This window comes from Amycolatopsis sp. NPDC051102, assembly GCF_040682815.1.
Classification (GTDB): Bacteria; Actinomycetota; Actinomycetes; order Mycobacteriales; family Pseudonocardiaceae; genus Amycolatopsis.
Genome location: NZ_JBFBBT010000001.1, coordinates 243,120 through 264,615, shown reverse-complemented (window position 1 = coordinate 264,615; position 21,496 = coordinate 243,120). Strand labels below are relative to the sequence as shown.

Genomic DNA, 21,496 nt, shown 5'->3' with positions numbered 1-21,496 from the left:
CAGCGCCGCGTCGGGCTGCCGCGGTTACTCCTTGGTCGCGCCGGCCAGCATCCCGGCGACCAGGAAACGCTGGGAAAAGAGGAAGACCACGAGGACCGGCGCGATCGCCAGCAAGGTGGCCAGTGCCAGTTCCGGCCGCTCCACGGCCGTCGTGCCGACCGTCGGGTTGAACTGGGGAACCGAGTTCAGCAACGTGCCCAGACCCACCTGGACCGGGAACTGGCCGCTTTCCGGCAGCAGGACGTAGGGCAGGAAGTAGTTGGTCCAGTTGGCCACGAAGCTGAAGAAGCCGACGAGCGCGACGATCGGCGTGGCCAGCGGCAGGGCGACGTGGCGGAACACGCCGAACGACGAGCAGCCGTCGAGCTTCGCCGCCGCGATGAGGTCCCGGGGTACGGCGGTGCTGAAGTAGATGTAGGTGAGGTACACGCCGAACGGGTAGAACGAGTACGGCAGGATGATCGACCACATCGAGCCGATCAGGTGCACCGCGTTCACCTCGAGGAACAACGGCACGACGAGGGTCGCGTTCGGCATCAGCATCACGACCAGCGTGGCGACCAGCAGCGTGCGCCGGCCGCGGAACTCGGTCATCGCGAGGGCGTAGCCGGCCGGGATCGCCACGCACAGCGTGATCGCGAGCGCCACGAACGAGTACACCGCGGAGTTGCCCAGCCACCCGAAGATCGCGTTGTCCTGAAAGGACGTGAGCGCCGTCCAGTTGTCCGCCAGGGCGTGCCACGAGCCGAAGGACAGGGGGTTGCCGTGCACGAGCTGGTCGTCGGTCTTCGTGGCCGCCAGCAGCAGCCACCCCACCGGGAGCACGAAGAAGACGAGGAACAGCAAGAGCACCAGGGCCGCGAGCGGGTTCGGCAGCCTCCGTGCGCGACGCCGCCGTGGCGCGCCCGCGCGGTGCACTGGCTCGTTCACTCGCGCGGGAAGGCGGGTGTCAGTCGGCATCGAAGAACCCCGATCGGGCGACGAACACGCCGGCGACGACCAGGCCGACCAGCAGCAGCTCCACGGAGATCGCCGCGGCGGTGTTCACGTTGTTGGTCTGGAAAGCGAAGTCGTAGGACAGCTGGTTGAGCGAGTAGTCGTGGCCCGCCACGCCGACACTCGCCTGCGAGAGCAGCTGCGGTTCGACGAACAGCTGGGTCCCGCCGGCGAACGCCAGAATGACCATGTAGACGATCCACTTGCGCAGCAACGGGATCTGGATGCGCCACGCCGTCTGCCACGGTCCCGCGCCGTCGATCCGGGCCGCCTCCAGCAGGTCGGGCGAAATGTTGTTCAGGGCGCCGTACACCACCACGATCCAGCCGCCCGCCCCGGTCCAGAAGGCGATCAGGGTGAACAGGACCGGGAGGTGGCCGGGCGCGACGACCTGGCCGAAGGTGTCGAACCCGAACAAGCGCAGCAGCCCGCTCACCGGGCTGACCGCCGGGTCCAGCATGAACAGCCACACCATGACGCTCGCGGCCCCGGCCAGCGCCCCCGGGATGTAGTACAGGAAGCGCAGGGCCTTGCCGGCCCCGCTCGAGGTCAGCCGGTGCAGCAGCAGCGCGAGCCCGACGACGAACACGACCAGGGAAACCAGCCAGAACACCAGGTAGAGCGCCACGTGCCCGACGGCGGCGAAGTACCGGAAGTCGGCGGCGGCTTCGACGAAGTTCGAGAGACCGGCGAAGTTGTCCCCCGCGTCGGTGAAGGCGAAGTACACCGCGTACACCGTGGGAACGACGCCGAACGCGATCAGCAGCACGACGTAGGCGGCGACGAACAGGTGGCCGGCCCGGCCCGGCCAGAACACCCGCCGTCGCGACGGGGTCCCGGCCGGCCGGACGGCCTCGGGGGCGCTGGTCACTGGCTGACCTCGTACCCGTTCGACCGCGCGTAATTCGTGATCGCGGCCTGCCACTCGGGGAGCATCGAGACGATCGTCTTGCCCGCGGTCAGCCCCGGTGTCACGGTCGCCGCCCAGATCGCCTCCTGGCTGAACTGGCCGTAGCCCCACCCCGGCCACACCTGCGGGGCCGCCGCCTGCAGCGTGGCGGCGACGTCGTTGGCGTAGTACTTGCTCGAGGACTGCTTCGCCAGCCACGCCTTCGCCGCCGCCGTGTAGGCGGGGTACCCCGGCGCGACCTGGCCTTGGTACTCGTCGGAAGTGGTGACCCAGGTGAGGAAGTCGGTCGCGTCCTTGAGGTTGGCGCTGTGGGCGGACAGCAGCCAGGTGCCGCCGCCGACGTTGCCGACCGACGGCGCCGGGTCGCCGGCCCACTGCGGCAGCGGGGCGGCCGCGATCTGCCCGGCCGGGGTCTTGAACGACTCCTGGAACACCGAGCCGCCGAACCACGACGGGCCGGGCATCATGAGGATCTTGTCCGCGGCGTTCTTGTCGAAGTCGGAGCTGAACACGCTGCTGGTGGACATCGTGCGGTTCTTGACGAGCGTGTCGAGCAGCGACGCCATCCGGGTGCAGTTCGGGCTCGTGGTGTTCACCTTGACCGCCTTCGGGCCGGTGATCTCGTTGGCCCCGCACTTCGAGGCCCACAGGTAGATCTCCGGGGTGAAGTTGTCGCCGGCCGTGCCCACGAAGTAGCCGGGGTGCTCGGTGGCGACCCGCTGGCCCAGCGCCTGGTACTCCTCCCAGGTCTTCGGCACCTGGTAGTTCCACGACTGCATCAGCGCGGCGTTGTACCAGAGGACGGTCTGGGCGAGGTCGTTGCGCAGGCAGTAGAGCGTGCCCTCGACCGTGCACGGGTCGTTGGCCCCGGCGGTCCAGCCGCGCAGAGTGGCCTCCGGGATCTGGCCCTTGTTCAGCGGCGCCGTGAACCCGGCCGGCACCGCCCAGCTGACCTCGTTGTTCTGCGAGCTGAACACCACGTCCGGCCAGCCGCTGCGCGTGCGGTTGAACAGGCCCACCTTGGTCTGCAGGTAGTTCGACCCGTTGGCGTCCCCGTCGTAGGTGACGATGTCCATCTGCACCGACGGGTGCTGCTTCTGGTAGAGCTGAGCGGCGGGCAGCCGCGTCGAATCGACCCAGACGGTGATCTTCCCGCCCGTCTGCGGCACCGGCTGGAACGCGCCCTGGGCGCCACTGCCGCTTCCGCCGTTGCCGCAGGCCGTGACCGCGGCGAGCACGGCCGTCACGCCGAGAACCAGCCCCGCGTACCGCCTGCGGCGACCGTAGGAGCCACTGGCTCCGGTAGCGCGCGCCTGAACTGTCATGAGGTACTCCACTTCATCGTGGCACCCGCAGGTCATACTTGACTCGGAACGAGTCACCAAATGTGTCGTACACATTTCTGCGAGCAGTCTCTTCTGCGCTCATCTCAGCTGGCCAACGCGCCTTCGTCAAGCTTTCAACGAGAAAATAATAAGTCCTACACATCGACTATCGACCCGCACAGATATAAGGTTCATGGCAGCCATCGCCGACAGAGGGAGAACCGGATTGAACGAGACGCGCGCAGCGGCTGAGCCCGCGCCGCCGGCGCTCCGGAAGACGACCTACCGGCCCGGGTACGAACGCGTCGCCGAGCAGATCCTTCAGCTCATCGCCGAGCTGAGGCTGCAGGCCGGCGACCGCATGCCGACGGAGCACGAGTTGTCCGCCCGGCTGGGCGCCTCACGCACCGTGGTGCGCGAAGCGATCAAGACCCTCTCCGCCACCGGACGGGTGCGTGCCCAGAAGGGGCGCGGCCTCTACGTGGCCGACGGCGAAGGGATGCTCGGCTCGGCCGGCTGGTCGGGCTTCTTCCAGCCGACCGATCTGGACCACGTCTACATGCTGTTCGAGTTCCGCCGCGTCCAGGAGATGACCGCCAGCAGACTGGCCGCCACCCGAGCGACCCCGGTCGAGCTCCGGACGATCGAGGCGGCCGCGGAAACCTGCCGCCACGGACACCTGACCGGCGAAGCGCCCCTGTTCGATCGCGGGGACGAAGACTTCCACCTCGGGATCGCCGCCGCGTCCCACAACCAGTTCCTCCTGGCCGCCGTCCGCGAAATCCGGCGGCTGCAGCACCAATCCAGCACCATCGGGCTCCACGGCACCGTCGGCGGGCACGCCGCGGAGGCGATCGAAGAGCACGCCGCGATCTACGAGGCCATCCGGGACGGCGACCCGGAAGCGGCCGCCCAAGCCGCCGCGGTGCACCTCGACAACACGTTGGAGGACTACCGCCGCGAGATCCAGCGACGCGTCTTCGGCTGATCCCTGACAGCCCCTGTCGGGCGGCAGCAAGGAGACGATCTCGCGGATCACTGACAAGGTCGTGGCGGAGATGAACGACTGGGCCAACCGCCCGCTCGATGCGGTGTATGCGGCGGTGTTCTTCCCGTGTCCTGCAACGGATCCCCGGATCCTTCGTCCTGCTCGGCGCGGGCATCGGCGCCACGGACAACCATCGGGCTGATGTTCGCCGGCGGCGGCGCCTTGGTGATCGCCGGCATCGTCCAGGGCCACCCCGCCACGGCGATCCTCGGTGGCGTGGTGCTCGTTTCCTCGTGTGTGAGCGGGCCGTGGGTCCTCTTCGGTCTGTCCGGAGAGGACCCACGGCACCTCAGCGGGGCAGGACGAGGTGGTCGGCGACGGCGTACAGCTCCGCCTGCGTGCCGGAGCCCGCGACGGCGATCGGCGCGTCGTGGACGGCCTTGAGGATCCAGAGCGTGTGGTAGCCCTTTTCGTCCAGGTAGCGCGTCGCGTGTCCCTGGACCGGCCGCCCCGCGGTGCCGCGGACCTGGCCGGACTCGTCGGTGCGCACGTGGATCGGCGGCAGGGTGCTGCACGTGCCCACCGAGTAGCTCGTGCGCGGGCCGCCCGGGCCGCCTGGGCCGCCCTCCTCGACGTCGAACGAGCACATCCGCTGGCCGTCGGGCAGCTTGCCGAGGCCGTACGCCGGGGTGACGGTGGTCGTGCCCGGGAAGGTGACGTTCTCCGCGACGCGGCGGCCCGCGTCGGTCAGTTCCTGCGCCGACGCCGTGCTGCCCGGCTGCGCGGCCACGTTGACGTACAGCGAGCCGCCCTCGGGGTGGGTCAGGTACACCTCGTAACCGCCCGGGCCGCCGGAGTGCGAGCTCTCCACCCCGGCCCGCCCGGCGAGGGTGACGGGCCGGCCCGGACCGGACTTGAAGACGGCCCGCTCGACCGGCACCATCCGCATTTCCTGCACGTCCACGAGCAGGACCTGCCGCCCGGAGGTGACGGTCAGCATGTACTCGCCGCCGTACACCGGCTTTTCGGGGTCCGCCGCGCTGCCGCCGATGTTGATCCGGCGCGCGAGGTAGCCGGCCTTGCCCGGCGGCAGCCAGCCGAGCGAGTAGGGCATTCTCAGCTCCGCGATGGCCGGCTTGGGCGGTGCCGCGACGGCCGCCGGACCGCTGGTCTGGCCGCTGCCCGTGGCTACCCGGGTGTCGTCCGCGGGCCGGTTCAGCGCGACGACGGCGACCGCGGCCAGGGCGAGCAGGGCCACTCCGGCACCGGCCGCGAGCGGCGGGCTCACCACGGCGCGCCGGCGGTCGAGACGCTGACGCGTGGCCGCCAGCACCTGGTCGCTGTCGGGAGCGTCGGGCTCATGGGCGGTGAAGGTGTCCTTGATCAGATTCTCGATGTCCATCAGCTCTCCTTCGCCTGGGCCATCCGGTCGAGGCTCAGGCCGTGTCGCAGGGTGATCAGGGCTTTGCGAGCGTGGGCCCGCACGGTGGCCTGGGCGCAGCCGAGCAGGTCGGCGATGTCGGTGTCGGCGAGCTGCTCGTAGTACCGGAGCACGACGACCGCGCGCTGGCGCCGGGGCAATCGCGCCAGGCGCTGCCACATGTCCTCGCGTACCGCGTGGTCCGACGCGAAGTCGTCCGGCCGTGCCGCGTCCGGCGGATCGCCCACCGCGATCAGCCGCGCCGACCGACTGCGCCGCCAGGACAAGTAGTCGTTGGTCACCATCCGCAGGACATAACGGTCGGGGTGCTCGGCGTCGCTGATCCGCGACCACCGCCGGTACGCCTTGACCAGCACGTCCTGCACCAGGTCAGCGGCCTGTTCCCGCTCTCCGGTCAGCATCGTCGCGTAGCGCAGCAACCGCGGCAGGTGCGCCCGGACGAAGTCCTCGTAGTCAGCCATCACTATGAAGACTGCCGACGCGGGCGATCCGTGTACCGCCACGCAGAACTTCTTCGCGAACCCGCACGCACGACGATGGGCCCGCCGGAGGGGTGCTCCGGCGGGCCCATCGACGGGGAACGGTCAGGCAGGAGAAGCGCCTGTACTTCTTCCGGTCTCAGGACAGCTGGGCGACCTCCGCGTCGGTCAACGCCTTGCCGGCCACGCCGACCTCGTCGACCACGCCGGGCCGGAAGCCGACGTTGCGGCCGTCGTACTTGGCCCGCCCGACCGTGAACGCGCCGGTGCTGACGAGCGCCGGTCCGGCCGGGGCCGTCGCGACCTTCGCGCCGTCGACGTAGAGCCGGATCTCGTTGCCGGCCGCCGTCAGCCGAGCCAGATGGGATCGCGGAGCAGTTCTTCGGCGGCGAGCGTGCCCTGGGTCTCGAGCGCGATGTAGATGTCCAGTGCTTGTATCGCGTGGTTCCGGCTCGCGGCGAGGTCGCCCAGAACGCGGTGCAGCCGGGCGATCCCGTAGTGGGCGTTCGCCTGTTCGACGGTGAAGCCGATTTCGCGCGCAAGCCGGAGCGCTTGCCGGAACCGCTCGAGGCCCCGGCGCGGGTCGGGTTCTCCCGCGGCCATCCTGTTCAGGACTTCCACTTCGAGGCCACGGTCCCCGAACACCTGGGCCAGTTCCAGCGCGCGGGCATAGGAGTTGCGGGCTTCGTCGTGGTTGCCTTGTGTCCGGTACAGATCGCCGATGCTGGTCAAGGCGACCCCTCCGAGTCCCGAAGAGTGCAGCTCTTCCGCGATGGCGATGCTGCCGTGGAGGTGATCGAACGCTTCGTCGAAGCGGCCGAGTCTGCGGTAGCAATCACCCAGGTTGTTCAGGGCGATGCCGTGGGTGGTCCGGCCGTCCATGAGGCGGCTGGCTGCGAGAGCGCGGGTGAAATGCTCGAGTGCCGTGCGCTGGTCGCCGCGGTCGCCGTGGATGATTCCCAGGTTGGTGTTGGCCGCGTATTCCACCAGCGGGTCGACGGGGGAATGCTCGAGAGCGTGGCGGAGGTCGCTGAGCGCTTCGTCGTACCGGCCGAGGCGGATGAGGGCGTACCCGCGGCTGCACAGCGCATGGGCGTGGTCGGTGCGGCGGGAGACCGTTGCGTCGCGGGCCGCGGTGTGCAGTGTCAAGCCGTCCCGGTAGTGGCCGCCGAAATCGAGGTACCGGAACAGCGTCGTGGACAGGTGGACGACCACGTCCGCCTGGTCGTGGGCGGCCGCATGCCGTCCGGCCGCGATGAGGTTCTCACGTTCGGCATCGAGCCAAGCGACGGCGGCGCGGGCGTCGGGCAACGTCACCGTGGGCCCGGCGGAGGGCGGGATCGGTGGCCGGCGGTCACGCTCGTCCGGTGAAAACCTGTCTGCGGCAACGGAAGCCACGTGTCCGTAGTGGCCGAACAGACGGGTCAGCGCGTCTCGCCGGGCGGACTCCGTGTCGTGGGTGTGCGCGAGTTCGGTGGCATAAAGGCGGGTGAGGTCGTGCATGCGGTAGCGGCCTGGGCGGTATTGCTCGATCAGGCTGGCCGTTTCGAGGCCGGCGAGGGCGGTCCGGGCGTCGGCGCCAGACAGGCCAGTGAGCACCGCTGCCGTCGGCAGCGCGATGTCCGGGCCGGGCGTCAGGCTGAGCAACCGGAACGTGGTCGCGGCCCGGGCGTCGAGCAGGCGATAGGAGGCGGAGAACACCGTCCGGAGGTTCCAGGGCAGCTCACCGGTGTCGAGCACGTCCAGCCGCTCGGCAGGAGCGCGCAGTTCGACGGCGAAGGCGGCCAGCGGGAAGTCCGGGTGGGTCGCGGCCTGGCCGGCGACGATGCCCAACGCCAGCGGCAGGCCCGCGCAGTATTCCAGCAGCTCCTCCGCAGCACGCGGGTCGGCGTCGACACGGCCCGTCCCCAGGTGATGGACGAGGACTTCGCGTGCCTCATGGGCATCGAGGACGTCCATCGGCAGCGATCGCGCGCCGTGTGTGGCCAACAGGCCACTCAGCCGGTGCCGGCTGGTGATCAGCACCGTGCCGGCCGAGCCGCCGGGCAGCAGCGGGATGACTTGCGCGGTGTCGCGGGCGTTGTCGAGCACAACGAGCAGTCGTCTGCCGGCGACGGTGCTCCGATACAGCGCGGCTCTGGCGTCCAGCTCGGCGGGAATCGCGGCAGGCGGCACGCCGAGCGCAGTCAGGAAACCGTGCAGGGCCGCTTCAGGCGACACCGATTCCGCGACCGGGTCAAAGCCACGCAGGTTGACGAACAGCTGTCCGTCGGGAAAGTCGGCGAGGTGTTCGTGGGCCCAGTGCATGGCCAGCGAGGTCTTCCCGACACCCCCGCCGCCGGACAGAACCCACACTGCCGTCGGCGAGCCCGGTTCCTGGGGCCGGTCTCGCTTCCCGCTGAGCGCGGTGAGCTGGAGGCCGCGGCCGACGAACACGGTGGGTGCGGCGGGCAGCTGGCGGGGCTCGGCCCGGCGGGACACCGGCAGTGCCTGCTCGGGAACGTCCAGTTCGATCGCCGCGGTCAGGATTCGCAGGTGGAGCTGCTTCAGGACCGGACCGGGGTCGGTGCCCAACTCGTCGGCCAGCCGCTGCCGGACCCGCTGGAACTGTGCCAGGGCCTCGGCCTGGCGGCCGCTTCGGTAGAGGGCGAGCATCAGTTGGCCGACCGCGCGTTCGTCCAGCGGGTGCCGGTCGGCCTGTGTGACCAGTACGGGGAGGAGGTCGGCGTGGTGCCCGAGGCTCAGCGCGAGGTCGAAACGTTCCAGCTCCGCGGCCCGGCGCAGCTGCCGCAACCGATCGCGCAGAGCACACATCCAGGGCGTGTCCACGACCGCCACAGGCTCGCCGTGCCACGCGTCGAGAGCGGCGGTGAACAGGTCCAGGGAACGCTTGGCCTCTTCGCAGCCGCGCGCGAGGCCCAACTCGCGCTCGAACCGGTGCAGGTCCACGGTCATCGGATCCGCCGTCAGCACGTACCCGCTGACCTGTCTGCCGAGGGTTACTCCCTCAGCCGGCGCCAGGACACCACGCAGGCGTGACACGTAGCCGTACAGCGCCTCCCGAGGGCGGCGAGGCAATCGCTCGCCCCAGACGCGGTCGGCGAGCTCGTCGACGGATACCGGCCGGTTGAGGTCTACGAGCAGCGCGACCAGCACCGCCCGCTGCCGGGCGAACCCGGCAGCCACCGCCCTCCCGTTGATCAGCAGCTCGAGACCGGTCAGCAGCCGAAACTCCATCGTCATGGCGCCCCCTCCGCGCACTCGTCAGATGGCTCAGTCCTGCGACTTCAAGGTTCCTCACCAGACTCCCACACAGATCCGGGCGTGACCATCGGTGACCACGACGAGAGGAGGAACTGATGATCGGGCTGCTGGACATCGACGCCGCTTGGCGGCTCGCCGCTGAACGCGGGCAGCTCTCGGCCACCGGGTTCAAGCGAGCGGTAGCCGAGCCGGAAAGGACGGAATGGGCCGAACAACGAGGCCGACCCGGAACGATTGACCTATCAGGAGAAGAAGGGCAATCACGAAACCTGGGGTGACCGCCGCCGCGGCGATCGTCTTCACGACCGGCGCAGCGCTGCCCCCGCTCTCAGCCACCTGGCCATCCCGAGAACAGGCGGCGGCCGACGTGCGGCGGCTCATCGGCCCGGCCGAGCTGGGCCGCGAAGGCATCGCGGTTCAGCTCCGCAAGACACCCGCCGAATATTGAATGGAGAACTACCATGCACCGCACCTTCACGAAGGCAGCTATCGCCGTGTCCAGTGCCGCCGTACTCGCCGCTGCTGCGACGGCGCCAGCCGCGGCGGACAGCGCCGGCTACGCAGGCACGACTGTGGGCACCACCGTTGCCACTGCGCCGGTGCTGTACAAGGAGGCAGCTGGACTGGCCGACTGTTCAGCCGGCCTGGTGTGTCTGTGGCAGAACTCCAACTACACCGGAGTCATGGTCGCTTGGTGGCCCCCGAACTACAACCCCGACTTCCGAACCATCAAGTGCTCGGCGTGCTCCGGGGGTGACTTCAACGATGACGCCAGCGCCTGGGCCAGCTTCACAGACCGGAACTACTGCGTCTCCTGGGACATCAACGGCGGAAACCCTGACAACACGATGCCGGTCGGGCTTCATGGGCCCTTCACCCCCAGCTGGGACAATCGAGCCTCGTCGATCAGCAACATCGGTTGCCCGTAGTCGCACGTCGCAGGCCCTCACCCGCGTCACCAACGTCATGCCCCGCAACATCCAGCTGGGCGAAGACCTGGTCCGCGCGCACGGCGACCGCCGCCAGCCAGCCTTCCGCGCCGTCCTCGGCCGCTGACCCACCGCCCGAAGCCGGGTTGTGAAAGCGGGACGGGGAAAGCGTTCTCGAGCAGCTTCGGCAGGGCTTTCCCGTCAGGGGGTGCCGGGAAAGCCCTGCCCGCCGCGACTCAGGCGTCGCGGCGCTTGAAGCCGACCACTCCCGCGGTCAGCGCGGCGATCACGTACAGCAGCATCACCAGCAGCACCCCCATCGGCGACAGGATGTACTGGTCGTTTGACGCGGTCAGCTGCGCGGGCAGGTCGGACGGCAGGAACGACGCGACCCGCTCGCCCAGCGGCGACGGCAGGAAGTGCGCGAAGATCGGGATCACCAGCAGCACCGCCCCGAGCGTCACCAGGGTGCCGGTCGTCGACCGCAGCAGCAACCCGAGGCCGAGTGCCACCAACGCGGCGACGAGAACCGCCACGCCGGTCGCGACGACCGACGGGATCGCGTCGCCCACGGAGTTCCACGGGTTGAACGGGCGCGGCCGGCTGCCGAGGATGGCCCACGCGCTGAAGAACGACACGAACGCGAGCACCACCCCGATCGCCGGCGTCACCGCGGACACCACGATCACCTTGGCGGCGACCAGAATCCCGCGGCGGGGCACCGCGACCAGGCTGCCGACGATGCTTCTCGTGCCGTACTCGGTCGTCGACGCGAGACCGCCGAGGCACCCGACGAAGAAGGCGACGAACGGCATCACCACCACTGTCGGGTCGGCCGGCTCGAACGTCGCCTTCTCCGCGACGGGCGCGGTGTCGTAGGCCCCAGCGACCACGAACACCACCAGCGTGCCGAGCGCGACGGCGAACAGCGCGCCGGCCAGCGTCAGGTAAGTGGCGCGCACGGTCCGCATCTTCAGGAACTCCGCGACGATCACGTCCTTGAGGACGATCGCCTTGGCGGCGCCGGGCCGCGGTCGTTCGACGGTCGTGGTCATCGTCGGCTCGCTTCCGTCGTGGCCCCGGGAGCGCGGTACTCGACGCTTTCCCGGGTCAGCTGCAGGCAGGCGTCTTCGAGGGAGGCACTGCGCGGGGTCAGCTCGTGCACGGGCAGCCGCCTGCTCGCGGCCAGGTCCGCGATCTTCGGTGCCCGGAGCCCGCTGACCTCCAGCGCGTCGTCCGGCCGCAGCACGACCTTCGCGCCCGCGCCCGTAAGCAGCTCCGCCAGCTCGCGTGCCTTCGGCGAGCGCACGAAGACGTCGCGGGCGAACCGGCCGGTGCGCCCCTCCGCGGCCAGCGAACGCATCAGGTCGCGGATCCACCGGATGCCCTCGGGGTCCAGCCCGTTCACCGGCTCGTCGAACAGGAAGGTCGCCGGGTCGCCCAGCAACGCCGTCGCGATCCCGAGCCGCTGGCGCATGCCGAGGGAGAACCCGCCGATCCGCTTGTTCGCCACGCCCGCCAGGCCGACCTGCTCGACCACTTCGGACACCCGGGACCGGCCGATGCCGTTGCTCCGGGCCAGGCAGTACAGATGGTTGAACGCCGAACGACCCGGGTGCACGCTGCCCGCGTCGAGCAGCGCGCCGACTTCGTGCAGCGCCCGGGTCGCGGACTCGTAGCGGTGCCCGTTGACCAGCGCCACGCCGGACGTCGGCCGGTCCAGGCCGAGCACGATCCGCATGGTGGTGGACTTGCCTGCGCCGTTCGGCCCGAGGAACCCCGTCACCTGCGCCGGTTTCACCAGGAACGACAACCCGTCCAGCGCGGCTGACTGACCGTAGGTCTTGGTCAGCTCCCTCACTTCGATCATGTTCCCAGGATCGCGCAGCGGACACCGGGAAACATCGGACCAGAGCCGTCTCTTCGACCGTCCGGGTACGACCGGGGTAGGACCGGCCCGAGGAGTACTCGCGCCGCGCACGCAGCCAGTACGGTCGGGGGGTGATCGCCTCGGGGGTTCGGCCACGACGGACGCGCTGGCCGCGCGTCCTGCCGCTGTACCTGGCCGACCTGGTCGCCGCGGTGGTCGTGACCGCGATCTACGTCGAGTTCTCCTACGCCGAGACAGCCGAGGAACGATGTTGCCCTCGCCTGCGGTGATCACTAAGGTCGGTCACGTGACTGCCGGGTCGGCCTTGAGCCATGCACGAGTGAGTTTTCCGGCCTCGGCGTGAGCCCGGGGCGGGCCAGAGGCCCGCCGCCTTCTCCGCGTCTTTGCTCTCGTCGCCCGCGTACGGCGTCTTTCACACGGATCCCAAGACCGGAGACAACACCACTGATGTTCGACAACCAGCCATACCCCCATGCCGGCGTCCAGCTGAACCACACGGCTGTCTACGCGAGCGACTGCTCCCTGTCCGCCGAGTTCATCGCCGCGATCCTGGGCCTGAAAGTCGGCGCACCCTTTGGGCCGTTCCTGCCGGTTGACCTCGGCAACGGCGTGACGCTCGACTACTGCGAGAAGAGGGACGAGCCGATCCAGGCGCAGCACTACGCCTTCCTCGTGCCTGACAAGCAGTTCGACGCCGTGATCGCCCGCCTGGAGGCGGTCGAGGTCACCTACTATGCAGACCCTGGCCACACCGACCCCGGCCGGGTAAACGATCTGTTCGGTGGTCGCGGCGCCTACTTCGACGACCCGGACGGTCACAATATGGAGGTCATGACTCGGCCTTACGTCCGTCCGTAGACGTTGCGCAGCTTGTGAAGGAATGCTGCCGTCACGTCGCCGGCGAACAGTGCGCCGACGCGTTCGTGGTATTCAGTGGCGATCGGAGCGTCGGCGTCGAAGTTATGCTTGATGAACCGGCGGAGTTGCGCGACGCGGGTCGCCATCGCGGCGAGTACGTTGTGCCAGAGTCGCTGACTCTCGTCGAGTACCCAATCGAGGACGTCGGCATTGGCAACATCCCTGGCGGGCGGACACCTCCCCTGCCATAGCAGCGTGTCGATGGGGTGCCGGTACTCGACGGGTTGGTTTGGAAGAGGTAGGCAATCCGGCGCACCTGCCGCTGCAGAATCAGTGCACGCGATCCCGGCATATCCTGCAGCCGCCGCTCCCAGTCGGCGATGGACCGCCGCTTGTCGGCGTCGTCGAGATTGGCGCACGACCACCTAATGCATCCTACGGCACACTGTGAGTGTCGACTCCAGCGGAACCGAGCCGAGGCTTCTGAGTTTGTGTCGGGTTGCCGTCCGGCGCGCCGACGACCTTCTCGTCCAGGACGTGAAGCTCGAAACGGGTGGCGTCGTAACCGTCGATGTCCCAAGCCAGGTCGCTTTCGCCCACCCGCCACTCGCGGCCGCTGGCTCGCTCGCGCACCAACCACGCCACAGGGCCTCCCCAACTTCCCGGTCACCCAACGACACGAACTCAGCAAACGACAGAACACACGTTCGACAGACGTCGCCCTCCCAGAGTCCACCGGTCCGCGCGCGGCCCCGGCGCAGCCAACGGGGGGCCACTACACCTCGGGGGTCCTCTATCTGATTGAGGCTTCACATCACGACCGGACGGCCTAGACCAACATTCACGTCGTTCGGCCCGGTGAGGTCGCCGCCCAGTGACGATCACGCCGCCTCGATACCCGCGACAGCGACGCAAACTCAGTCCCTCAGCTCACCCCGGAGTGAGGGTCCACCGCCGCGGATGTCAACTAACCGGGAGCAGCACTCAAGAGCGATTTCGGTGCTCAGCGATCAGGTCGGAGTAGAAGTGGCCGCTGGCTTTGACGGTCCGGAGCTGCGTGCCGTAGTCGACCCGGACGAGGCCGAACCGTTTGTCGAGGCCGTTGTCCCACTCGAAGTTGTCCAGCAGGGACCAGGCAAAGTAGCCCTTGACCGGGGCGCCCGCCTCGGCGGCCGACGCGACCGCCGTGAGGTGTTCCTCGAAGTAGCCGATGCGGTCGTCGTCCTGCACGGAGCCATCCTCGGCGACCTTGTCGTCGAACGCGGCACCGTTCTCGGTGATGTAGATGGCTTCCGCGCCGTACTCGTCGTGCAGCCGGTGGATCAGGTCGGCCAGCCCCTGGCCGTGGATCTCCCAGCCCATGGCGGTGGTACCCGCGCCCTCCGCCGGCACCTGCCTGGCGAAGGGCGCGGGGCCGGTGGGATCGTTCTCGACGATCTGGCGGAAGTAGTAGTTCAGGCCGTGGTAGTCGGTGGGCGCCGCGATGACGTCGAGGTCGTTGCCGAGCACGGGTGGCTCGACGCCGTAGACCGCGACCATGTCGGCCGGGTAGCCAAGCCCGTTGGCCGGGTCGAGCCACCACCGGTTGACGTGCCCGTCCATCCGCTTCGCCGCGGCGATGTCCTCGTCGCGATCCGAGGCGGCTTCGATGCCCGAAAGGTTGCAGACCAGGCCGATGCTCGCGGGCCGGGCGGCGTGCGCCCGGATCGCCTGCACACCGAGCCCGTGGGCGAGCAGCAGGTGGTGCGATGCGTGCACAGCCTGGTTCAAGTCCTTGACCCCGGGGGCGAACCGGCCCTCGAGGTAGCCGAGCCAGGCGGCACACAGTGGTTCGTTGATGGTGCTCCAGTCCCGCACCCGGTCGCCGAGCCGGGCGGCGACGACCGCCGCGTAGTCCGCGTAGGCGTAGGCCGTGTCGCGCTCGGGCCAGCCGCCCGCGGCCTGCAGCGTCGAAGGCAGGTCCCAGTGGTACAGCGTGACGAACGGGCGGATGCCGGCTTCGCACAGGGCGTCGACGAAGCGGTCGTAGTGGTCGAGGCCCTTGGGGTTCACCTCGCCGCGGCCGGTGGGGATGACGCGTGGCCAGGCGATCGAGAAGCGGTAGGCGTCGAGACCCAGCTGCTTCATGATCGTCAGGTCTTCGGGCCAGCGCCGGTAGTGGTCGCACACGACGTCACCGGTGTCGCCGTTGTCGATGGCGCCGGGTACCCGGCAGAAGTCGTCCCAGATGGACGGGAGGCGGCCGTCGACGTCGACGGCGCCTTCGACCTGGTACGCGGCCGTGGCCGCGCCCCACAGGAAGTCCGCGGGCAGAGAAAGCTTCAAGGCAGGACCTCACCTAGGGAAGTACGTGGACGGAGGGGGTTACTTGACGGCGCCGGCGGTGAGCCCGGAGACCAGGTAGCGCTGGAAGAGGAGGAACCCGGCGACGATCGGCACCGAGACGATCAAGCTCGCGGCCATGACCTGGTTCCAGTACACCTGCACCTGCGTGGAGTACTCCTGCAGGCCGACGGCGAGTGTCCTGGTGTCCGAGTCGGTCATGACGGAGGCGAACAGGACCTCGCCCCAAGCCGTCATGAAGGAGTAGATCGACACCGCGACGATGCCGGGGACCGCGGCGGGGATGACGACGCGGATGAGCGCGCCCACCGGCCCGTTGCCATCGACCATCGCGGCTTCGTCGAGTTCCTTCGGGATGGAGTCGAAGTAGCCGGCGAGCATCCAGATCGCGAACGGCAGCGAGAAGGTCAGGTAGGTCAGGGTCAGGCCGAGCCGGGATCCGTAGAGGACGATGCCGGTGGTGTTGCCGATGCTGACGAAGATCAGGAACAGCGGCAGCAGGAAGAGGATGCCGGGGAACATCTGGGTCGACAGGACGGTCATGGCGAAGAAGTTCCGGCCCCGGAACTTGTACCGGTTGATGGCGTAGGCCGCGAAGATCGCGATCAGCACCGAGCAGACGGTGGCCGCGCCGGAGATGACCAGACTGTTCAGGAAGTACTTGGCCAGCGGGATGGTCTTCCAGATGTCGAGGAACGGCTGGATCGTCAACGTCGTCGGAATCCACTGCCAAACTCCCTGGACATCCCCGAGGGGCTTCAGCGACGTGGACACCATCACGTACAGCGGCAGCAGGGTGAACAGCGCGAGGAAGCCGAGGACGATGCGGCGGGCCCAGGGGACCCAACGGGGCTCAGACACTGGCCGTCCTCCTCCGGCGGGCGGTCAACGCGAGGTACGCGGCGCTGACCAGCATCAGGAACAGCAGCAACAGCACCGACATGGCGGAGCCGAGGCCGAAGTTCCAGGTCACGAAAGAACTTTGGTAGATGTGGATGGAGATCAGCGACGCCTCGCGCGGAGCGGACTTTCCGAACAGGACGTACGGGGTGTTGAAGTCGTTGAACGTCCACAGGAACAGCACGAGCAGCAGCACCTGGTTGACCGGCCGCAGCATGGGCTGCGTGATCGCCCGGAACTGGGTCCACCAGCCGGCACCGTCGATCGAGGCCGCTTCGTAGAGCTCCCCCGGGATGTTCTGCAACCCCGCCATGACGATGAGGAACGCGAACGGCCAGTTCCGCCACACCGACACGGTCACCAGCGACCAGAAGCTGTTGTCCCCGATCAGCCAGAACGAGTGGGTGCCGAGCAGGCTGTTCACCAGGCCGGTGTCGCGTTGGAACATGAACGACCAGGTGATGACGGCGGCGTACATCGGCAGCGCGTACGGAACGAGGAACAACGTCCGCAGCAGGCCCCGCCCGCGGAAGCTGCGCTGCATCAAGACCGCGGCGGACGTACCGAAGAGCCAGCAGAGGCCCACCGACAGGACCGTGTACTCGACGGTGATCCCGAACGAGTGCGCCAGTGCCTTGCCCGTGGCGGTGTCGAAGTCGAGGACGAACTTGTAGTTGTCGAGCCCGGCACCCGGGGCGGCCGACCAGTTGCGGATGTAGTACTGGGTCAGCTTGACGAAGCTCATCACGACGCCGACGAGCATCGGGACGACGTGGATGAGCAGTTCGAGCAGCAGAGCGGGCAACAGCAGGAGGTACGGGAGGGCGGGCCGGCGGCGTTTGCGCCGCGGGCTTCCGGGCCGGGGGGCGCCGGCCGCCTTCGCGGCCGGAGCCCCCCGCACAGCGGTCGTCATCTCGGGTTAGCTCCCGGCCGCGATCTGCTGGTCGGCCTGGGCCAGCTGATCCTTGATCTTGCCGGCCTCGACCGTGCGGCCCGCGGCGACGTCGGCGAACATCGTCTTCATCGCGGTGCCGATCAGCGTCTCGAACTGTGATTCCTGCGTGACCTGCGGCATCGGTTCGGCGGTGGTGCTCAGGACGCTCTGGAACACCTTGACGTCCTCGGTCTGGAACGCCGGGTCACCGTAGGCGTCCTGGACGGTGGGCAACGAGCCGTAGGTCTTGTTCAGCTGGGCCTGTTCGGGCGCGGAAACCATGAACTTCACGAAGTCCAGTGCGGCGGCGGGGTTCTTGGCGCTCTTGAACACCGCCAAGTTGATCCCCGCGACGAAGCTGGTGACCTTCCGGCTGTTCGCGGGCGGGTTGGCCGGCAGCGGGATCGGCGCGACGCCGATGTTGTTCATGTCTGCCCCGATGTTCTTGAACGAACCGGTCGACGCCTGGTTCATGAACATCGCGGCTTTGCCGTCCACCAGGTCCTTGAGAGACTTCGCGGTGTCGGCGTACTCCGCGTTCGACGGGTTGACGATCTTGTCTTTCTGCATGAGGTCGACGTACTGCTGGACGGCCGCGACGGCCGGGTCCGACGCCAGCTGCGGCTTGCCGTCCGGGGAGAAGAAGTTCGCTCCGTGCTGAGCGCCGAGGATCGCGGCGTGGTGGCTGTTCTCGGTCACCTGGCCTGCCTGCAGTGACAGCCCCCACTGCCCCTTCTTCGGATCGGTGAGCTTCTTGCCGTCCGCGACGAGCTCTTCCCACGTCGCCGGGGGCGCGGTGATACCGGCGTCTTTCAACAGCTTCTTGTTGTAGTACAGGCCGTATGCCTGGCCGTAGAGAGGAACACCCACGGGGGGCTGGCCGCTCGCGCCGGTCGCGGCCAGTGACGGTCCGAGGAAACGGGCCTTGCCGCCCACCTTGTCGAGCGCAGCGTCGTCGAACGGCAGGAAGGCGCCGGTCGCCTGGAGCGATGCCGACCACGTGTTGCCGATGTTGAGGACGTCGGGCCCCTGGCCGGAGGTGGTGGCGGCCAGGATCCGGTTGAGCAGGTCCGACCAGGGAACGACCTCGAGCTTGACCTTGACGCCGGTGGCCTTCTCGAACTTGTCGAGTTCGGGCTGCAGGACCGCTTTGTCGTTGTCGAGGCTCGTGCCCTGGTTGGAGGCCCAGTAGGTGAGTTCCTTGGGGCCGTCGGCCGACGTGGAGTCGCCGCCGCCACAGGCGGCGGTGGTGGCGGCGGCCAGCGCCAGGACGAGCGCTGACGCGGTGGTTCTCATTCGCATCTGAAGTCCTCGGGGTGCGCGGACGAGCCACGAAGGGTCTTGTGACTCAGGACACAGCTTAATTCGCGCCTTGATTTAACTCGTGTGACGAACAAGAGTCAAGGGCGTGAACCCGCTTCGTTCACGCCGTGGAAGAAGTGGTTACCGGGAGAATCCAGACTATGACGCAGCGCCAACCGCGCACCGTGGGCGCTCTAGGTCGAGACAACCGCTCGCTGTTGCTGCGCTCGCTGTACTTCAGTGCTCCGGCCAGTCGCCAGGCTCTGGGAGCGGCCACCGGACTGAGCGCGGCCTCGGTCGGCAAAGTGGTGCGCGAACTGGTCGGTGAAGGCATCGTGACCGAGGACGGCTCGCTGGACTCCGACGGCGGCCGGCCGCGAAAGCTGTTGCGCGTCGCCCCCGGCTACGGCTTCGTGGTCGGAGTGGACGTCGGCGAAACGAGGATCCGGATCGGGCTGTTCGACCTGGCGATGACCGAGCTCGCCAAAGCCGACCGGCTCATCGACTCCCGCCGGCAAGGTACGGAAACGGTCGCTTCGCGAATTCTCGCGGGCTTGACCACTGTGCTGAGGAAGAGCGCCGTTGCCTCCGACGCAGTCCTCGGAGTCGGCGTAGGCATGCCCGGCAGTGTCCGGCGAACGCCCGAGAGGACGGAGAGCCCAGGATGGAACCCGGTTCTCCTCGAGCAGCTGCTGAGCAGGGGAACCGACCTGCCGCTGCATTTCGACAGTCGCGCCGGCATCACGGGACGGGCCGAGCTGTGGTTCGGCAGTGGCGGGGAAACGCCCGGCACGGTGGTCGCATTGCTGGGCTCGGACTTGGGAGCCGGCGTCGTTTTCGGAGGCCCCACCACTCACGGCACCTCGACAGGCGTGGGCGAGTTCGGGCACACCGTCCTCGTCGCCGGCGGGCGTCCTTGCCGGTGCGGCAGCAGAGGCTGCCTCGAGGCCTACGTCGGCGCCGAGGCGATCCTCGACCGTTTCCGCGAAGCGGGCGGGATCATCCCGGAAGACGCCGACCTGAGACCAGCCCTCGCCGCCATCGTCCACGACGACCAGGGAACCGGAGTCCTGACGGAGACTCACCGCTACCTCGGCGCAGGTATCGGCGGGCTGATCAATCTGCTCAACCCCGCCCGCGTCGTCCTCGGTGGCTGGGTCGGCTTGCTTCTCGGCGAACGCAATCTCGACGCCATCCGCGACGCTGCCCGCCGCCACTCGCTGAAGCACTCGTTCGCCACGACAACGATCGACCTGTGCAGCCTCGGCCCGGACGCCGCAACACGCGGTGCCGCCACCCTCCCCCTCGAGCACTTCCTGAACGGTTGAAGCAGGTCAACCGTGCTTGGAGCAGCTCAGCCTGGCGGTGACACAGGCCTGTCGGTCGCTCAAGTCGCGGGCGGCAGCAATCTGCGCACGGACAACGAAGCCGTCCTGCCACCGAAAGACCACTGCGAACGGGTCATCGGCACCATCCGACGCGAACTCCTCGACCACATCCTCATCACGGGAGAGGCCCACGCACGACACGTCCTCAAGACCTACGAACACCACTACAACCGGCACCGACACCACCACGTGGTCGAGCGGTGCGATCTCGATCATGACGTCGTCTCGATGTTTCGGTCAGCTCCCTTCGGTAGTGCGCGGCTGGACGAGGCTTTCCAGATTCACCCTGGCGATCTGCTTGCGGAATTCGCCTTCATAGGACGGGTCGCCGGCGTCGTGCATCGTCTGGGTCATCCAGACCGCCGCTGCCTGCCGCTGCCAGGTGTGGTCCAGGCAGGTATCGGAGTACTTCTCGAGCAGGCTCGCGTCGTCCTTGTCGATGTACGTGATGACCGCGCGGGCGAGCACCTCGGCGTCGTGCAGGGCCAGGCTCATTCCCTCGGCGCTCATCGGGGAGATGAGGTGGGCGGCGTCGCCCACGAGGTAGAGCCGGCCGTAGCTCATCGGGCTGAACACCACCCCGCGCAGCGGCACGACCTGCTTGCTCACGATCGGCCCCTTGACCTCGATCGGGTAACCGAACCGCGTTTCCAGCTCGGCCCAGATGCGCTCGTCCGGCCACTGCTCGACGGAGTCGGTGACCGGGCACTGCAGGTAAAGTCGGCTTGCCTGGGGAGCGCGGGTGATCTGCGCCGCGAAGCCGCGGGTGTGCACGGCCATCGTCGCCAGGGGATCGGCGGGAACTTCCGCGAGGATGGTCAGCCAGGCGTAGCCGAACTCGTGGGTGTCGCACCGGAGAACGTCGTCGGGGATCGCCGTCCTGCTGACGCCGTGGTACCCGTCGCTCCCGGCGACGATGTCGCAGTTGATCGCCCGGGCCGCGCCGGTGGGGTCCCGGTACCGGACCACCGGACTTGCGGTGTCGACGCCGTCCAGACAGATGCCCTCGGCCTCGAACCGCAGGTCGCCGCCGTCACGGAGAAACACCTTGATGAGATTGCGGACGAGGACCTGCTGCGGGCAGAAGGCCGAGCCCACCTCGTCGTCACCGCTGTCGCCCATCTTCCACAGCCGCTTCTCCCCGTCGATCAGCAGCGGCATTTCCGATTCGACGGGATCGTCGTGGGGAGATACGGCGGCTTCTTCCACAACCTCTTCAATGCCCCATTGGCGCAGCATGCGCACGCCGCCGGCGTCCAGCGATCCGGCACGCTGCCGGTTTTCGACGTACTGGCGGCTGCGCTTTTCCAGGATTGTGCACGGGATCCCGCTGCGGAGCAGGAAAGTGCCCAGCGCGAGCCCGGCCACCCCGCCCCCCACGATCACTACGGCGGTCTTTTCGGCTTCCTGTGTCATCTGCGTTTCCACCTTCTCGGAGAAGTCTCACGATCGGCGCCGGAGCAGTCCGACCGCTGTCGATCTCCACTGTGGGCCCTCGAGCCAGGTGCAAACCACCGATAAGAAGACGCCGGATGAAGGAAACCCGCC

At 68.4% G+C, this 21,496-nt stretch carries 24 protein-coding genes and 1 pseudogene; 8 read left to right on the top strand and 17 right to left on the bottom strand.

Annotated features, from left to right (window positions below):
• Positions 1–24: 24 nt before the first annotated feature.
• Genes AB0M93_RS01110 through AB0M93_RS01100 form a run of 3 tightly spaced genes read right to left on the bottom strand, consistent with a single transcriptional unit; the run spans position 25 to position 3,231 of the window.
• The gene (locus AB0M93_RS01110) at positions 25–930 is read right to left on the bottom strand and encodes a carbohydrate ABC transporter permease (RefSeq protein WP_364266726.1); all 906 of its coding nucleotides are present in this window, start codon (positions 928–930) and stop codon (positions 25–27) included.
• A 19-nt stretch (positions 931–949) separates the two neighbouring features.
• Positions 950–1,867, bottom strand: coding sequence for a sugar ABC transporter permease (locus AB0M93_RS01105; RefSeq protein ID WP_364266723.1), 918 nt, complete (start codon positions 1,865–1,867; stop codon positions 950–952).
• Positions 1,864–3,231 (bottom strand): extracellular solute-binding protein, encoded by a 1,368-nt coding sequence (locus AB0M93_RS01100; protein WP_364266720.1) that lies wholly within the window; start codon positions 3,229–3,231, stop codon positions 1,864–1,866. Before AB0M93_RS01100 ends, AB0M93_RS01105 begins: the two co-directional genes overlap by 4 nt.
• Positions 3,232–3,457: 226 nt before the next feature.
• Here AB0M93_RS01100 and AB0M93_RS01095 point away from each other — a divergent pair, with 226 nt between their 5' ends.
• Together AB0M93_RS01095 and AB0M93_RS01090 are read left to right on the top strand one after the other, a co-directional pair.
• The gene (locus AB0M93_RS01095; protein WP_364266717.1) at positions 3,458–4,219 is read left to right on the top strand and encodes an FCD domain-containing protein; all 762 of its coding nucleotides are present in this window, start codon (positions 3,458–3,460) and stop codon (positions 4,217–4,219) included.
• A gap of 25 nt (positions 4,220–4,244) precedes the next feature.
• A pseudogene (locus tag AB0M93_RS01090) lies at positions 4,245–4,340 on the top strand (transposase); the annotation flags it as partial.
• Positions 4,341–4,568: 228 nt separating this feature from the next.
• Here the strand turns inward: AB0M93_RS01090 and AB0M93_RS01085 are convergent.
• From AB0M93_RS01085 to AB0M93_RS01070, 4 genes are all read right to left on the bottom strand, one after another.
• A complete protein-coding gene (locus tag AB0M93_RS01085; protein WP_364266714.1) occupies positions 4,569–5,621 on the bottom strand; it encodes a hypothetical protein in 1,053 nt (350 codons plus the stop codon).
• Positions 5,621–6,121 carry a SigE family RNA polymerase sigma factor gene (locus tag AB0M93_RS01080; RefSeq protein WP_364266711.1) on the bottom strand — a complete coding sequence of 167 codons (501 nt, stop codon included), beginning with the start codon at positions 6,119–6,121 and terminating at the stop codon, positions 5,621–5,623. Before AB0M93_RS01080 ends, AB0M93_RS01085 begins: the two co-directional genes overlap by 1 nt.
• Before the next feature lie 157 nt (positions 6,122–6,278).
• On the bottom strand, positions 6,279–6,470 hold the full coding sequence (locus AB0M93_RS01075) for a LamG-like jellyroll fold domain-containing protein (RefSeq protein WP_364268893.1): 192 nt from the start codon (positions 6,468–6,470) through the stop codon (positions 6,279–6,281).
• Between the two features lie 17 nt (positions 6,471–6,487).
• Positions 6,488–9,295, bottom strand: a complete 2,808-nt coding sequence (locus AB0M93_RS01070; protein ID WP_364266708.1) for a BTAD domain-containing putative transcriptional regulator — start codon at positions 9,293–9,295, stop codon at positions 6,488–6,490.
• Between the two features lie 203 nt (positions 9,296–9,498).
• Here AB0M93_RS01070 and AB0M93_RS01065 point away from each other — a divergent pair, with 203 nt between their 5' ends.
• The 3 genes from AB0M93_RS01065 to AB0M93_RS01055 are packed head-to-tail and all read left to right on the top strand — an operon-like array spanning position 9,499 to position 10,332.
• Positions 9,499–9,681, top strand: coding sequence for a hypothetical protein (locus AB0M93_RS01065; RefSeq protein ID WP_364266705.1), 183 nt, complete (start codon positions 9,499–9,501; stop codon positions 9,679–9,681).
• Positions 9,678–9,851: a hypothetical protein gene (locus tag AB0M93_RS01060; RefSeq protein ID WP_364266702.1), complete on the top strand. Its 174-nt coding sequence runs from the start codon at positions 9,678–9,680 to the stop codon at positions 9,849–9,851. Before AB0M93_RS01065 ends, AB0M93_RS01060 begins: the two co-directional genes overlap by 4 nt.
• A gap of 13 nt (positions 9,852–9,864) precedes the next feature.
• Complete coding sequence (locus AB0M93_RS01055) at positions 9,865–10,332, top strand: peptidase inhibitor family I36 protein (RefSeq protein WP_364266699.1); 468 nt, start codon at positions 9,865–9,867, stop codon at positions 10,330–10,332.
• Between the two features lie 236 nt (positions 10,333–10,568).
• Here the strand turns inward: AB0M93_RS01055 and AB0M93_RS01050 are convergent, their stop codons facing one another.
• Both AB0M93_RS01050 and AB0M93_RS01045 read right to left on the bottom strand, forming a co-directional pair.
• Positions 10,569–11,387 (bottom strand): ABC transporter permease, encoded by an 819-nt coding sequence (locus AB0M93_RS01050; protein WP_364266696.1) that lies wholly within the window; start codon positions 11,385–11,387, stop codon positions 10,569–10,571.
• Positions 11,384–12,202, bottom strand: coding sequence for an ATP-binding cassette domain-containing protein (locus tag AB0M93_RS01045; protein ID WP_364266693.1), 819 nt, complete (start codon positions 12,200–12,202; stop codon positions 11,384–11,386). Before AB0M93_RS01045 ends, AB0M93_RS01050 begins: the two co-directional genes overlap by 4 nt.
• 131 nt (positions 12,203–12,333) lie before the next feature.
• Between AB0M93_RS01045 and AB0M93_RS01040 the strand changes: the two genes are divergently transcribed.
• Positions 12,334–12,492 (top strand): hypothetical protein, encoded by a 159-nt coding sequence (locus AB0M93_RS01040; RefSeq protein WP_364266690.1) that lies wholly within the window; start codon positions 12,334–12,336, stop codon positions 12,490–12,492.
• Positions 12,493–12,670: 178 nt separating this feature from the next.
• The gene (locus AB0M93_RS01035; protein WP_364266687.1) at positions 12,671–13,081 is read left to right on the top strand and encodes a VOC family protein; all 411 of its coding nucleotides are present in this window, start codon (positions 12,671–12,673) and stop codon (positions 13,079–13,081) included.
• Here AB0M93_RS01035 and AB0M93_RS01030 read toward each other — a convergent pair.
• The 6 genes from AB0M93_RS01030 to AB0M93_RS01005 all read right to left on the bottom strand — a co-directional run bounded on the left by AB0M93_RS01030 (position 13,066) and on the right by AB0M93_RS01005 (position 18,560).
• Positions 13,066–13,506 carry a hypothetical protein gene (locus AB0M93_RS01030; RefSeq protein ID WP_364266684.1) on the bottom strand — a complete coding sequence of 147 codons (441 nt, stop codon included), beginning with the start codon at positions 13,504–13,506 and terminating at the stop codon, positions 13,066–13,068. The two genes, AB0M93_RS01035 and AB0M93_RS01030, sit on opposite strands and share 16 nt — an antisense overlap.
• Positions 13,507–13,516: 10 nt before the next feature.
• Complete coding sequence (locus AB0M93_RS01025; RefSeq protein ID WP_364266681.1) at positions 13,517–13,726, bottom strand: hypothetical protein; 210 nt, start codon at positions 13,724–13,726, stop codon at positions 13,517–13,519.
• A 339-nt stretch (positions 13,727–14,065) separates the two neighbouring features.
• Entirely contained in the window at positions 14,066–15,406 is a 1,341-nt protein-coding gene (locus AB0M93_RS01020) for a GH1 family beta-glucosidase (protein WP_364266678.1), read from the bottom strand.
• A 39-nt stretch (positions 15,407–15,445) separates the two neighbouring features.
• Complete coding sequence (locus AB0M93_RS01015; RefSeq protein WP_364266675.1) at positions 15,446–16,285, bottom strand: carbohydrate ABC transporter permease; 840 nt, start codon at positions 16,283–16,285, stop codon at positions 15,446–15,448.
• Entirely contained in the window at positions 16,278–17,237 is a 960-nt protein-coding gene (locus tag AB0M93_RS01010; protein ID WP_364266672.1) for a sugar ABC transporter permease, read from the bottom strand. The genes AB0M93_RS01015 and AB0M93_RS01010 overlap by 8 nt, the downstream gene beginning before the upstream one ends.
• 6 nt (positions 17,238–17,243) lie before the next feature.
• Positions 17,244–18,560 carry a sugar ABC transporter substrate-binding protein gene (locus tag AB0M93_RS01005; RefSeq protein ID WP_364266669.1) on the bottom strand — a complete coding sequence of 439 codons (1,317 nt, stop codon included), beginning with the start codon at positions 18,558–18,560 and terminating at the stop codon, positions 17,244–17,246.
• Between the two features lie 161 nt (positions 18,561–18,721).
• On the opposite strand from AB0M93_RS01005, the gene AB0M93_RS01000 reads away from it, so the two are divergent.
• Positions 18,722–19,888, top strand: coding sequence for an ROK family protein (locus tag AB0M93_RS01000; RefSeq protein ID WP_364266666.1), 1,167 nt, complete (start codon positions 18,722–18,724; stop codon positions 19,886–19,888).
• Positions 19,889–19,894: 6 nt separating this feature from the next.
• Here the strand turns inward: AB0M93_RS01000 and AB0M93_RS00995 are convergent, their stop codons facing one another.
• On the bottom strand, positions 19,895–20,164 hold the full coding sequence (locus AB0M93_RS00995) for a hypothetical protein (protein ID WP_364266663.1): 270 nt from the start codon (positions 20,162–20,164) through the stop codon (positions 19,895–19,897).
• Positions 20,165–20,185: 21 nt separating this feature from the next.
• A complete protein-coding gene (locus AB0M93_RS00990) occupies positions 20,186–21,364 on the bottom strand; it encodes a 4-hydroxybenzoate 3-monooxygenase (RefSeq protein ID WP_364266660.1) in 1,179 nt (392 codons plus the stop codon).
• Between the last annotated feature and the right edge of the window lie 132 nt (positions 21,365–21,496).